General features: G+C 41.3%; 14 protein-coding genes. All 14 read left to right on the top strand.

Going from position 1 to position 13,122, the window contains the following annotated elements:
- Positions 1–118 precede the first annotated feature (118 nt).
- The 14 genes from rplF (at position 119) to JW886_RS00120 (ending at position 13,046) form a co-directional block, all read left to right on the top strand.
- Positions 119–655 carry a 50S ribosomal protein L6 gene (rplF, locus tag JW886_RS00185; protein WP_200407569.1) on the top strand — a complete coding sequence of 179 codons (537 nt, stop codon included), beginning with the start codon at positions 119–121 and terminating at the stop codon, positions 653–655.
- Positions 656–861: 206 nt separating this feature from the next.
- A complete protein-coding gene (rplR, locus tag JW886_RS00180; RefSeq protein WP_003129924.1) occupies positions 862–1,209 on the top strand; it encodes a 50S ribosomal protein L18 in 348 nt (115 codons plus the stop codon).
- An 18-nt stretch (positions 1,210–1,227) separates the two neighbouring features.
- Positions 1,228–1,734 (top strand): 30S ribosomal protein S5, encoded by a 507-nt coding sequence (rpsE, locus tag JW886_RS00175; RefSeq protein ID WP_003129922.1) that lies wholly within the window; start codon positions 1,228–1,230, stop codon positions 1,732–1,734.
- A gap of 10 nt (positions 1,735–1,744) precedes the next feature.
- Positions 1,745–1,927, top strand: a complete 183-nt coding sequence (gene rpmD / locus JW886_RS00170) for a 50S ribosomal protein L30 (RefSeq protein ID WP_075525621.1) — start codon at positions 1,745–1,747, stop codon at positions 1,925–1,927.
- 206 nt (positions 1,928–2,133) lie between these two features.
- Complete coding sequence (gene rplO / locus JW886_RS00165; protein WP_075525622.1) at positions 2,134–2,577, top strand: 50S ribosomal protein L15; 444 nt, start codon at positions 2,134–2,136, stop codon at positions 2,575–2,577.
- Positions 2,578–2,655: 78 nt separating this feature from the next.
- Complete coding sequence (gene secY, locus JW886_RS00160) at positions 2,656–3,975, top strand: preprotein translocase subunit SecY (RefSeq protein WP_075525623.1); 1,320 nt, start codon at positions 2,656–2,658, stop codon at positions 3,973–3,975.
- 134 nt (positions 3,976–4,109) lie between these two features.
- Positions 4,110–4,757 carry an adenylate kinase gene (locus JW886_RS00155; RefSeq protein WP_205872017.1) on the top strand — a complete coding sequence of 216 codons (648 nt, stop codon included), beginning with the start codon at positions 4,110–4,112 and terminating at the stop codon, positions 4,755–4,757.
- Between the two features lie 277 nt (positions 4,758–5,034).
- Positions 5,035–5,253, top strand: coding sequence for a translation initiation factor IF-1 (gene infA, locus JW886_RS00150; protein WP_003130554.1), 219 nt, complete (start codon positions 5,035–5,037; stop codon positions 5,251–5,253).
- Between the two features lie 56 nt (positions 5,254–5,309).
- Entirely contained in the window at positions 5,310–5,426 is a 117-nt protein-coding gene (gene rpmJ, locus JW886_RS00145; protein WP_014024193.1) for a 50S ribosomal protein L36, read from the top strand.
- A 17-nt stretch (positions 5,427–5,443) separates the two neighbouring features.
- Complete coding sequence (rpsM, locus tag JW886_RS00140) at positions 5,444–5,809, top strand: 30S ribosomal protein S13 (RefSeq protein WP_075525625.1); 366 nt, start codon at positions 5,444–5,446, stop codon at positions 5,807–5,809.
- A 20-nt stretch (positions 5,810–5,829) separates the two neighbouring features.
- A complete protein-coding gene (gene rpsK, locus JW886_RS00135; protein ID WP_075525626.1) occupies positions 5,830–6,213 on the top strand; it encodes a 30S ribosomal protein S11 in 384 nt (127 codons plus the stop codon).
- 48 nt (positions 6,214–6,261) lie between these two features.
- Positions 6,262–7,200 carry a DNA-directed RNA polymerase subunit alpha gene (locus tag JW886_RS00130; RefSeq protein WP_075525627.1) on the top strand — a complete coding sequence of 313 codons (939 nt, stop codon included), beginning with the start codon at positions 6,262–6,264 and terminating at the stop codon, positions 7,198–7,200.
- 15 nt (positions 7,201–7,215) lie between these two features.
- Complete coding sequence (gene rplQ / locus JW886_RS00125; RefSeq protein ID WP_003130558.1) at positions 7,216–7,596, top strand: 50S ribosomal protein L17; 381 nt, start codon at positions 7,216–7,218, stop codon at positions 7,594–7,596.
- A 266-nt stretch (positions 7,597–7,862) separates the two neighbouring features.
- Positions 7,863–13,046: a Cna B-type domain-containing protein gene (locus JW886_RS00120; RefSeq protein WP_205872016.1), complete on the top strand. Its 5,184-nt coding sequence runs from the start codon at positions 7,863–7,865 to the stop codon at positions 13,044–13,046.
- Positions 13,047–13,122 lie beyond the last annotated feature (76 nt).

Below are 13,122 nucleotides of genomic sequence, written 5' to 3'. Positions count from 1 at the left end.
GCTACTAGAAGTTACTGACAGCTCTGTCAGTAGCCTCGCTACACTCTTTAAATCACTTGATTTAAAACCCGTGAAAACGGATTGCTGAGCAATCTGATAATTTAACAGGAGAAAAAACATGTCACGTATTGGTAACAAAGTCATCGTTATCCCTGCAGGCGTATCTGTAGACGTAAACGGTGCAACTGTCACTGTCAAAGGACCTAAAGGTGAACTTGTTCGTTCATTCAACGAAAACATCACACTTGAAATCGCTGAAAACGAAATCACTGTAAAACGTCCAAACGACACTAAAGAAATGAAAATGCTCCACGGAACTACTCGTGCCCTTCTTGCTAACATGGTAGAAGGTGTCTCAACTGGTTTCTCTAAAGCACTTGAAATGATCGGGGTTGGGTACCGTGCACAATTGCAAGGAACTAAACTTGTATTGTCAGTTGGTAAATCACATCCAGACGAAGTAGAAGCTCCAGAAGGCATCAAGTTTGTTGTTGCTACTCCAACTTCTATCGTAGTCGAAGGTGTAAGTAAAGAAGCTGTTGGTCAAATGGCTGCTTATATCCGTAGCCGTCGTGCTCCAGAACCTTATAAAGGTAAAGGAATCCGCTACGTTGGTGAATACGTTCGTCGTAAAGAAGGTAAAACTGGTAAATAATTTTTGTCCAAATACGATTCACTTGAATCGTTATTTAGCAAAAAGTGTTATCCGTAATTGGTGGCTGACAGCTCTGTCAGTTGCCAGTATTTTGTCAATGCTAACTTTGTTAGACAGACAAAAACTCCCCGCTTACTGACCATGCTGTCAGTAAGAAAATCGATGGCAAAAACTATCGAAATTTAAAAAAATATAGAGGTAGAATTGTGATTTCTAAACCAGATAAAAACAAACTCCGCCAAAAACGTCACACACGTGTACGCGGTAAAATTTCAGGAACATCTGAAACTCCACGTTTGAACGTTTTCCGTTCAAACACAAACATTTATGCACAAGTCATTGATGACGTAACTGGTACAACACTTGCATCAGCTTCATCACTTAAATTGACTGGTACTAAAACTGAACAAGCCGCAGAAGTTGGTAAACTCGTTGCTGAAGCTGCAAAAGCTAAAGGCGTTGAAGAAGTTGTCTTCGACCGCGGTGGTTACCTCTATCACGGACGTGTTGCAGCACTCGCTACAGCAGCTCGTGAAGCTGGATTGAAATTCTAAGGAAAGGGGTAATTAAACATGGCAGAAAACAGAAGAAATGATCGCGAACAAAGCGAATTCGAAGAACGCGTAGTTTCAATTAACCGCGTTACTAAAGTTGTTAAAGGTGGACGTCGTCTTCGCTTTGCAGCACTTGTTGTTGTTGGTGACCGTAACGGTCGCGTAGGTTTCGGTACTGGTAAAGCTCAAGAAGTTCCAGAAGCTATCCGTAAAGCAATCGAAGCAGCTAAGAAAAACCTTATTACAGTTCCTATGGTAGGTACTACACTTCCTCACGAAGCACTTGGTGTCTTCGGTGGTGGTAAAATCCTCCTTAAACCAGCTGTAGAAGGTGCTGGAGTTGCCGCAGGTGGTGCCGTTCGTGCCGTCCTCGAACTCGCTGGTGTTGCTGACGTAACATCAAAATCACTTGGTTCAAACACACCAATCAACGTTGTTCGTGCAACTGTTGATGGATTGAATCAATTGAAACGTGCTGAAGAAGTTGCTGCATTACGCGGTAAATCTGTATCAGATTTCGCCTAAGGAGGAAAAAATGGCTCAAATTAAAATTACATTGGTAAACTCACCAATCGGCCGTATCCCTGCTCAACGCAAAACTGTTAAAGCACTCGGTCTTGGTAAACTCAATAGCTCAGTAGTAAAAGAAGGAACACCTGCTATTCTTGGTATGGTTAACTCTATTTCTCACTTGGTTAAAGTTGAAAAAGAAGCATAAGCAATAGTTTATAAAAAAACACTTCTCATTTTTAGGAGTGTTTTTCTTATAAGGAAACAACTTGTAATTTGAGAAAAAAAATAGTAAAATAGTAAGGTCTCTATTTGAGATGAAAAATTAATATTATTAGAGTACCGGCGAGTTTATTTTCTACGTTCCTTACATAGGAAATCGGCGATAAGCAAGGTACAAAATAAGGAGAAAAAATGGAACTTCATTCATTGAAAGCTGCTGAAGGCAGCCGTAAAGTACGTAATCGTGTAGGTCGTGGTACATCATCAGGTAACGGTAAAACATCTGGTCGTGGTCAAAAAGGTCAAAAAGCTCGTTCAGGTGGCGGAGTTCGTCCTGGTTTTGAAGGTGGACAAACAGAATTGTTCCGTCGCATGCCAAAACGTGGTTTCTTGAATGTTAACAAGAAAGAATATGCAATTGTTAACCTTGAAACATTAAACCGCCTTGAAGATGGCGCAGACGTAACAGCTGAAACTCTTGTAGCTGCTAAAATCGTTAAAGATGTTAAATCAGGCGTTAAAGTTCTTGCGAACGGCGAATTGACAGTTAAAAATCTTAAAGTTAAAGTTGCTAAAGTATCTGCTGCTGCAAAAGCTGCAATCGAAGCTGCTGGTGGTTCTGTAGAAGAAGCATAATTTTTCACATTTCAATTAGCGGTTGATGATTCAGCCGCTTATTGTCTATTTATAAGTAAAACGCTTTAAGGAGGTTTTATGTTTTTTAAAACGCTTAAGGAAGCCTTTAAGGTAAAGGACGTCCGAGCAAGAATCCTCTTTACGATTTTCATTCTTTTTGTTTTCCGCTTAGGTGCCCATATTACTGTACCGGGTGTCAACGTCCAAAACTTAACAGAAATTAGTAACTTACCATTTTTGAATATGATGAATTTGGTCTCTGGTAATGCCATGCAAAACTATTCGCTCTTTGCGATGGGGGTATCACCTTATATTACGGCCTCTATCATTGTTCAGCTTTTACAGATGGATATCTTACCTAAGTTTGTCGAGTGGTCGAAACAAGGAGAAATTGGACGTCGTAAGCTGAATCAGGCTACACGTTATATTACCTTGGTATTGGCGATGGCGCAATCTATAGGGATTACTGCCGGGTTCCAAGCGATGAGCTCACTTAACATTGTTCAAAATCCAAATTGGCAAAGTTACTTGATGATTGGTGCAATTTTGACAACCGGTTCTATGGTGGTTACTTGGATGGGTGAGCAGATTAATGAAAAAGGTTTTGGTTCTGGTGTATCTGTCATTATCTTTGCTGGGATTGTCTCAGGTATTCCCTCAGCTGTACAGTCGGTTTACACTGAAAAATTCCAAAATGTCCGTCCGTCTGAGTTGCCTATGTCTTGGCTCTTTGTAATCGGACTCGTTCTGGTTGCTACGATTATTATTTATCTCACCACATTCGTCCAACAAGCAGAACGCAAAGTACCTATCCAATACACTAAATTGACTCAAGGTGCTCCAACAAGTTCTTATTTGCCACTTCGCGTCAACCCAGCTGGTGTAATTCCAGTCATCTTCGCAGGTTCAATCACCACAGCGCCAGCAACTATTTTGCAGTTCTTACAAAGAGCGCAAGGAAGTAATGTTGGTTGGTTATCTAAACTACAAGAGGCTTTATCTTACACCACGTGGACAGGAATGCTTTTCTACGCGCTCCTTATTATCCTCTTTACCTTCTTTTATTCTTTCGTTCAGGTTAATCCAGAAAAGATGGCTGAGAATCTACAAAAACAAGGTTCTTATATCCCTTCTGTACGACCAGGTAAAGCTACGGAAAAATATGTTTCACGTCTCTTGATGCGCCTTGCTACTGTAGGTTCCCTTTTCTTGGGATTGATTTCAATTATTCCAATCGCAGCACAAAATATTTGGGGGCTTCCAAAAATTGTTGCTTTGGGAGGGACTTCCCTTTTAATCCTTATCCAAGTAGCTATCCAAGCGGTAAAACAATTGGAAGGATATTTATTGAAACGTAAATATACTGGGTTTATGGATAATCCACTTGAAATTAAATAAAATCTTGCCTCAGGCAAGGTTTTTCTTTATTTTTTCTAAAAAATACGCTAAAATAGTGTAGTAAAATCACAGAGGATATCTGCAAATTACTGACAGGTCTGTCAGTAAATTATAAAACAAAATCAGGAGAAAAAATGAATTTATTAATTATGGGGCTTCCAGGAGCTGGTAAAGGCACTCAAGCTGAGTTTATCGTTAAAAATTATGGAGTGAATCACATTTCAACAGGTGACATGTTCCGTGCCGCAACGAAAAACGAAACCGAAATGGGTAAACTTGCTAAATCTTTCATCGATAAAGGTGAACTCGTGCCTGATGAAGTAACGAACGGAATTGTTAAAGAACGTTTGGCTCAAGATGATATCAAAGCATCAGGCTTCTTGCTTGATGGATACCCACGTACGCTTGATCAAGCGCATGCACTTGATACCATGCTTGAAGAACTTGGAATTAAACTTGATGCTGTTGTAAATATCGTTGTTAACCCAGATATTTTGGTTGACCGTTTAAGCGGCCGTTATATCTGCCGTAACTGCGGTGCAACTTATCACAAAATCTTTAACCCTACAAAAGTTGAAGGTACTTGTGATGTTTGTGGTAGCCATGACCTTTACCAACGTGCGGATGATGTTCCAGAAACAGTTAAAAATCGCTTGGATGTCAACATTAAAGAATCAGCTCCAATTATTGAACACTATACTGAGCTTGGCCTTGTCAAAAATATTGAAGGTGAACAAGAAATTAGCCAAGTGACAGAAGCTATTAAAAAAGTTTTAGGCTAATAAATAAAAACCTCTTTGAGAGGTTTTTTTAAGATGCAAAGATGAAAAATAATAACTGTTCAGTCAGATCAGTTATTATTTTTTATGAAACACCCGAAAACATTGCCATGAAGCTTTTCTACATGGAAAATTTCTCCGAAAAAGGGTCGAGGCTAGAAAAAACAAGGCTTTTTTGAAAGAAAGACTTGCATTTATAGCTGAAAAGTGCTAAAATACATAAGTCCGACTTTTAGATATATTTATATCTTTCGGGGAATTTTTAAGGAGGTGCTTTTGCTTGGCAAAAGATGATGTAATTGAAGTAGACGGCAAAGTCGTTGATACAATGCCGAATGCGATGTTCACTGTTGAACTCGAAAATGGTCACCAAGTCTTGGCGACGATTTCAGGAAAAATTCGTAAGAATTATATCCGTATCTTGCCTGGAGACAAGGTTCAAGTTGAACTCTCACCATACGATTTGACACGCGGACGAATTACTTACCGCTTTAAGTAATCCGGACATTCATTGGGTGCAACGTATGCACAGTAACCTATAGAAAGGAAGACACAATGAAAGTAAGACCATCAGTTAAACCAATCTGCGAATACTGTAAAGTGATTCGTCGTAACGGTCGTGTAATGGTAATTTGCCCTGTAAATCCAAAACACAAACAACGTCAGGGATAGAAAGGAAATAGAAAAATATGGCTCGTTTTGCTGGAGTTGATATTCCAAACGAAAAACGTATCGTTATTTCATTGACATACGTTTACGGTGTTGGACTTCAAACATCTAAGAAAGTACTTGCAGCTGCAGGTGTTTCAGAAGATATCCGTACAAAAGATTTGACATCAGATCAAGAAGATGCAATTCGTCGTGAACTTGATGGACTCAAACTCGAAGGAGATTTGCGTCGTGAAGTTTCACTTAACATCAAGCGTTTGATGGAAATCGGTTCTTACCGTGGTATGCGTCACCGTCGTGGACTTCCTACACGTGGACAAAACACTAAGAACAACGCTCGTACACGTAAAGGTCCTGCTAAATCAATCGCAGGTAAGAAAAAATAATTAGATAGAAAGGAGTTAAAATGCCAAAAATTACACGTAAACGTCGTGTTAAAAAGAATATTGAATCAGGTATCGTTCATATCCAATCAACATTCAACAACACAATCGTTATGATCACAGACGTTCATGGTAACGCCCTTGCTTGGTCATCAGCTGGTGCACTTGGTTTCAAAGGTTCTAAAAAATCTACACCATTCGCCGCTCAAATGGCTTCAGAAGCTGCTGCTAAAGCTGCTCAAGAACAAGGTTTGAAAACTGTATCAGTTACTGTTAAAGGTCCTGGTTCAGGTCGTGAATCAGCTATCCGCGCACTCGCTGCAGCTGGTCTTAATGTAACATCTATCAGTGATGTGACTCCTGTACCTCACAATGGTGCACGTCCTCCAAAACGTCGTCGTGTATAATTAGTCACTCTTGTCACTAATCACTTTTCGCTTTAGAGGAGAACATACATGATTGAGTTTGAAAAACCAAAAATTACTAAATTTGACGAATCAGAAAATTACGGTAAATTCGTTGTTGAACCACTTGAACGTGGTTATGGTACAACTTTAGGTAACTCTCTGCGTCGCGTCCTTTTGTCATCACTTCCTGGTGCTGCTGTGACTTCAATTCAAATTGAAGGTGTTCAACACGAATTCGCAACAATCCCTGGCGTACGTGAAGATGTCATCCAAATCGTTCTTGCGGTTAAAGGAATTGCCATCAAATCATACGTAGAGTCTGAAAAACAAATTGAACTTGACGTTACTGGTCCTATGGATGTTACTGCTGGTGATATCTTAACAGATAGCGACATTGAAATTGTCAACAAAGACCATTACTTGTTCTCTATTGCTGAAGGTCACTCAATGCGTGCTGTAATGACTGTTAAAAAAGGATACGGCTATGTTCCGGCTGATGAAAATAAAGTCGATGGAGCGCCAATTGGCACAATTGCTGTAGACTCAATTTACACACCAGTAAGCAAAGTGAATTATCAAGTAGAACCTGCCCGTGTTGGTGGTGACTCTAGCTACGATAAATTAACACTTGAAATCATTACTAATGGTACTATCGTCGCTGATGAAGCTTTGTCACTCTCAGCTAAAATTTTGACAGACCACTTGAACTTGTTCGTTGATCTTTCAGAAGTTGCTGCTGAGGCTGAAACACTTGTTGTTAAAGACGAAGTGAAAACAGAACGTGTGCTCGATAAAATTATTGAAGAAATGGACTTCTCAGTTCGTGCTTACAATGGTTTGAAACGTGCTGGTATCAATACTGTTGCTGATATTGTTGAGATGAGCGAAGCTGACATGATTAAAGTCAAAAACCTCGGTCACAAATCAGTAGAAGAAGTCAAAGTTAAATTGACTGAATTGGGACTTTCCCTTAAAAAAAGAAAATAATACAGGAGGAAAAAAATGAGCAATCGTAAACTCGGACGTACATCTTCACAACGTAAAGCTATGCTTCGTGATTTGACTACTGACTTGATCATCAACGAGACTATCGTTACAACTGAAGCGCGCGCTAAAGAAGTTCGTCGTACAGTAGAAAAAATGATTACGCTTGGTAAAAAAGGTGATCTTTCAGCTCGTCGTGCAGCAGCTGCTTACGTACGTAATGAAATCGCAATTAAAGATTTCAACGAAGAAACTGAAACTTTCCCAACTGCCCTTCAAAAATTGTTCAACGATCTTGCTAAACGCTACGAAGGACGTAACGGTGGTTACACTCGTATCCTTAAAGTAGAACCACGTCGTGGTGATGCTGCGCCTATGGCAATCATTGAATTGGTTTAATTCGGCAATTAAATAAAATAACCTGAGTGTTATGATGTTGGCGTTGTGTTGATGTCGCAAGTTTTTGCGGAGTAGCATTGCTTAGTCTAGCTCTGTCCACTTAATATTTTTCTAAGAAGGACCACTCATGGTTTTTTTTTATCCCCAAAATCAGCTGATCCATTTATCAGCTGTTTTTTTGTTTTCTAATTATTTTCTAATATCGTTTCACAGTTTTGGGTCTTTATGAGATAATTATTATAAAATCATATCAAATGGAGGATAAAATGAAATCTTACAGAAGAAAGCTGATACAATTTACCGCAGCTTTATCCTTAATTGCTCCCTTATTCTTAGATACTGCGGGTATTTTGTTAAATGGGCAGGGCAATGCGTCAATGCTAGCAGACACCAGTGTTATTGCCCCCAATTATGCGACAGGAGAAGAACGCGCCCATCCTAATAACAGCTGGTCACAGGCGGGTCAGGATGATGTGATCAATCACACAGGGAATACCTCGGATGGTCTTAATGATTTTGTAGCAAGCCCAGGTATAGCAAGTGAGAAAAGTGATTTTATAAATAACTATATCACTTATAGTAATGGAGCCTATGCGATTCGACAATTTGCACAAGAGACGTCAACACCTGGACTTTATGATGTTTATACGAATATTCGTGGTAATCAGACTGTGGATGTGCGTCCGATGAGTATCGTATTGGTGTCTGATCATTCCTCTTCCATGGCAGACAACAATAAAATGGCACTTTTGGATGCAGCGATTGAAAATTTTGCCGACACCTTATCGAATTATGTCCGAACGAATCGGATTGATCCAGACCGTATTCGTATTGGACATACAGCTTATGGTAACGGCGTTTATACCACAGGGGCAAGGTATGTTCCACTGGGCAATTATTCCACAGATCAGACCAATCTTTTAAAAAATGCTACTCCAGCCGCACCCGAGGCTAACCAAGGAACTTTTACGCAAGCAGGACTCCGTCAAGCTGATGCGATGTTGGAAGCAGAAGATGCTGACCGCAAGAAAATTGTTATCCTTCTTACGGATGGTGTACCAACGCTAGCTAACCGCATTACTGGAGCTACAGATAACAACGGTAACAATACGATTGATGTGAATGAAGTCACGTCGACCACAACAGAGTCGCAAGCATATTTACAAGGTTATACTACTGCAGGACAAACGGCAAATAACTTTGGAAATTCTGCTACAACAGCTCCAGCAGACTTGATAGGACGTCCAATTGATGGGGCAGGGACTCAGCCTGGGATTACACCGCGGCATGTACAAGGGACAACGTCTGGTCCAACTTATAACAGTGTCTTTCCTGCTACAATATTTTCGGCTAAAAATTTGGAAAATAAGGGCATCGAAGTCCATGGTATTGGTATTGCCATCAATGCTGGAACCGCTGGGGGCAACGTATCAAGTAGTGGTAATACGGCCAGCTACCCAGGGTTTAGCCTTGCTGAAATTGAAAACTACATGCGTGAGTTGACCTATAATGCTAGCTACTATCAGAATGTTTATGCAGCAAGTGACTTAACTACTTATCTTAACCAAACACTTTTACAACTTTTTGATACTGTTCGTAATGGTACAGCCCAAATCAAAATTGGTGAGCACTTCACTTATACTGGTGCTAGTACGTTGTCAGTTGATTACTTTGTAAATGGGCAAGCATCCAACCTGCAAACCTATGAAGCAACTTATGACAATGGCGTGATTCGACTTAATAATCTTGACCTTGGGCTTGGACAGGAAGTGCAAATTCACCATCAAGTGCATCTTCAGACGGAACGCACAGACTTTTCACCAGACACTTGGCGTTTTATCTCTGATCCAGTTGCAACTTATTTTGTTCCTAACCCAGCAATCAGCACTGCAGAGCTGCCATTTGCTGTACCAGCTGGACGAGCAGCAGGTACAACCATTGACTTGACTAAGATTTGGGAAGACATGTCTGCTGAAAATGCAAGTCGTCCTGAGCATATTGAACTTGAAATTCAACGCTCAACTCCTGTGGACGAGAGCAGTTGGCAAACCGCCAACTATCTCCTCACAGGGCGTGTCGAGGATAATAAATGGACGGCTACAAAGCTTGATAGCTTGACCCTCGAGGGTGGCGAAGCCAAAGTCGCTTTACCCCTATTTAATAATAATGGTGAGTACTTTACTTATAAGATTGTCAGAGAAAATGGTGCTGATGCTTACTCTTCTAGTATTAGCCAAGATGGCAAAACCGTTACCAATACCGAACGCTGGAAGTTTGAGGTAATCAAGCAGTCCAATGAAGGTATTTCCCCTGCTGGCGCTGTTTTCGAGTTGAAAACTGCGGATGGCATTATAGTCAATACGGGAATAAGTCGTGCAGACGGTCTTGTGCTTTGGGAAGACGCGGCCTTTCGATTTAGTAAGGATACGACTTACCATTTGATAGAAACGACTGCCCTGCCTGCGCATAATGTCGCTGGTCCTTGGACAATTGCGGTTAGTGCTGACAACACGATTTCCATGAATGCTGATAATGAAAATGATGAAGAGAGTGTCTACATTGCCACTAAAGATGAGCAATCAGCAACTTTCAAAGTGACTCTGGTCAATCATCGCGATGTTACGCGACTTCAGGGGGTGAAAACATGGCGCGGTGACGAGGGGAAAGAACAGTTTCGGCCAGCTACTATTACCGTCCAACTTTTTCAAAATGATGAATTACTCCGGCAAGTTGAAGTTGCAGCACCAAAACGTGAAGGGGATGAGGCAATTTCGGATACTTGGAGCTATGATTTCGGATTGGTACCAGTCAAAGACCTTGAGGGGAATGCTTATGTTTATACTGTCAAAGAGCTTAATGTGCCCCATTATCTTTCAGTAATCAGTGGACTTAATATAATTAATACTCTAGATTTGAGTAACATTGATCTTGATATTACGAAAATCTGGGAAGATAATAGTAACCGTGCAGGACATCGTCCAGAGCGTATTAGCTTCCAACTTTATCGGGATAATATTGCTTATGGTGAGCCAGTCGAATTAGCTGGCGAGAGATATGTCAACCAGTGGGACTATACGTTTGAAAATCTGCAAGAGTACAAAAATGCTACAGAGAAATATGATTACGAAATTCGCGAGTTGAATGTATCGGAACGCTATACTGACAAGGTGGTCAAAATTGACGAGCAAACATTCGATATTATCAATACTTTCGTACCCGAATTGACAAAAATTTCTGGACAAAAAATCTGGGATGAGCATACGCCAGAACAATTCATGCCTAGAGAGATAACAATTGAGCTATGGGCCTATCCGACTGACGAAGTTTCAGAAACTGCACCGACGTTGGTAGACACAAAAGTAGTAGCTGCTTCCGACGATTGGAAATACGAATTTGTTGATCTCCCCAAAGAAGATGAGGAAGGGCGTGCGATTAATTACCAAGTGCGTGAAGTCTCATTGGCGAATTTTAGTCCGCAGTACCCTGATAACAATGTAGAGTTGGGACAATTTGACATCAAAAATATTTTTACACCAAATCTGCGCGATATTAGTGTAACCAAGTCTTGGAATGATTACGATAATGCTTTGGCGCTACGACCCGAATCAGTAACGGTGGAGCTTTTACGTGATGATGAAATTTTCTTGACAACCACTGTTACAGCGAGTAATGACTGGACCTACACCTTTGAGAATCTTCCAGTTTATCGCAGTAGTGCCCTTGACGAGTACGTCTATACCATCCGTGAGGTCAATGTACCCTTGGGCTACCAAGAAGGTGATGAGGCTGCAGATGATTTTAATCTGACGAATACGTTGGTAGAAAATAAAGCTGTGACGGGAGACAAAACATGGGTAGGCGACGAGGCAACCAACATTCGTCCAGAAAATATCACTGTTCAGCTTTGGCGCTATGGCTACAATGCGCTGGGGGAGATTGATCTGTCGACTGCTGAGCCTGTTTTAGATCAAGCTGGTCAGCAACTTTCTGCTGAGGTTTCTGCTTCTACTGATTGGGCATTCAACTTTGCTAATCTCCCCAAATATGACTTTGATGAGCTTACTGACCGTCCGGTCAGAGAAATTTCGTACTTCGTCAGTGAACTATTAGAGGAGAGTGTAGCTAGTTCTTACGAAACAACGATTGCCCCTGTTTCTGATTCCCTCTTTGGTAATGGTATTGCGAATCATTTTGCTATTACCAATACTTTAACTAGTTTGCCAATCTTTCTTGAGGTTAATAAGCAAGATGCGGACTTTGGTAACGCCGCTCTACCAGGTGTCAACTTCGTATTGACCTCAACAGAAACCCAGCCACTGATGCCATTTGCCCTGAGTTTTGCCAGTCCATTACTCAATCCGCTGGCAGATAGTGGCACGACGTATCTGCGTTCGGATGCAAATGGTCAATTGCGCAGACTTGCGCCCAATACACTGACGGGATCGATTGTCACTGGGGATGCGGGTTTGGTGGAACTCGACTATGAGAGTAACTATCAGCTTCTGAAGTTAGGGGCAGTGGGATTGTTTCCAAGTTTTGATCAGATCAGTCAGTGGAGCATCCACACGCCAACTGTCTCCGATGCCATCAATCATATAGCAGATAACGATTGGCAAATCGCTGCTGACAGCCTTGTCAGTACCCCGGATCATCTGATTTTGGCAACGGATGAGCAAGAAGATGTTGTCGCTGCACCTGCTATGGGTCGAAGGGCTTTGATCAGAACCAGTAACATCAATTTGGCACAGCTTAATCCTTACGTCTTATCTTTTGATATTGCCTCAAATGTGACCCACGGATTTTCTATCGAAAAGGTTGATGCGGACACCAATCAGAAGATGGACACGCAGTTTCGTTTACGCTGGGTGGAGCGTTGGGATGATGGAGGTAATTTTGCTACAATGTCGCAGCTTGATTTGACAAGTCTCAATCTGCGGGGCACAGGAGAGCAAGCGAGTGAGTATAATGTTGATGCGACAACTGGAGCGACCCTGTCGACCATTGAAGGCGAAAAAACGATTAACAACATGTCACGTGGGAACCTCTACATCATCAGTGAGCCCACCCCGCCCGCAGGTTATCAAAAGTCTGCTACAATGATTGTGGCTTATATGGACCAAGCAGCAGCACTATCAGCAGATGGGCGCGTGCAGATTCGTTTGGCTCGTCGTTCCGTTGATCATCCTAATGTTCTTGTCTTTGATGATATGAACAATTTTCCGGAATATCGAGGCTGGACGTCAGATGGTCGTGGGATACGTTTTGCTAACTTTAAAATCGGTCAAAGTCCAGTGCCCGAGTCTGAAAAAAGATTAAGTGGCGGCGCACTCCCGCCTGGTAGTAATGGTGCTAAAACAGGACGATTACCTCAACTTAATAGTACGCTTGAGGTGGTCTTAGCATTACTTGGCTTTGTTTTGTTAATAACCTTGCCGAGTAGAGGTTACTAGCGGAAAAACTGAAGTAAATTTCTCAAAAAGTCTGCGTAAGCTGGCTTTTTTGAGTTGATTTTTTTTGATATTTTGG

This window comes from Lactococcus taiwanensis (assembly GCF_017068355.1).
Taxonomy (GTDB): Bacteria; Bacillota; Bacilli; order Lactobacillales; family Streptococcaceae; genus Lactococcus; species Lactococcus taiwanensis.
This window is presented reverse-complemented; position numbering and strand designations above follow the sequence as displayed.

Bases quoted from the DNA above. Each gene is read 5' to 3' on its own strand.
- rplF (WP_200407569.1), top strand. From the start codon at position 119: ATGTCACGTATTGGTAACAAAGTCATCGTTATCCCTGCAGGCGTATCT.
- rpsE (WP_003129922.1), top strand. From the start codon at position 1,228: ATGGCAGAAAACAGAAGAAATGATCGCGAACAAAGCGAATTCGAAGAA.
- rpmD (WP_075525621.1), top strand. From the start codon at position 1,745: ATGGCTCAAATTAAAATTACATTGGTAAACTCACCAATCGGCCGTATC.
- rplO (WP_075525622.1), top strand. From the start codon at position 2,134: ATGGAACTTCATTCATTGAAAGCTGCTGAAGGCAGCCGTAAAGTACGT.
- secY (WP_075525623.1), top strand. From the start codon at position 2,656: ATGTTTTTTAAAACGCTTAAGGAAGCCTTTAAGGTAAAGGACGTCCGA.
- JW886_RS00155 (WP_205872017.1), top strand. From the start codon at position 4,110: ATGAATTTATTAATTATGGGGCTTCCAGGAGCTGGTAAAGGCACTCAA.
- rpmJ (WP_014024193.1), top strand. From the start codon at position 5,310: ATGAAAGTAAGACCATCAGTTAAACCAATCTGCGAATACTGTAAAGTG.
- rpsM (WP_075525625.1), top strand. From the start codon at position 5,444: ATGGCTCGTTTTGCTGGAGTTGATATTCCAAACGAAAAACGTATCGTT.
- rpsK (WP_075525626.1), top strand. From the start codon at position 5,830: ATGCCAAAAATTACACGTAAACGTCGTGTTAAAAAGAATATTGAATCA.
- JW886_RS00130 (WP_075525627.1), top strand. From the start codon at position 6,262: ATGATTGAGTTTGAAAAACCAAAAATTACTAAATTTGACGAATCAGAA.
- rplQ (WP_003130558.1), top strand. From the start codon at position 7,216: ATGAGCAATCGTAAACTCGGACGTACATCTTCACAACGTAAAGCTATG.
- JW886_RS00120 (WP_205872016.1), top strand. From the start codon at position 7,863: ATGAAATCTTACAGAAGAAAGCTGATACAATTTACCGCAGCTTTATCC.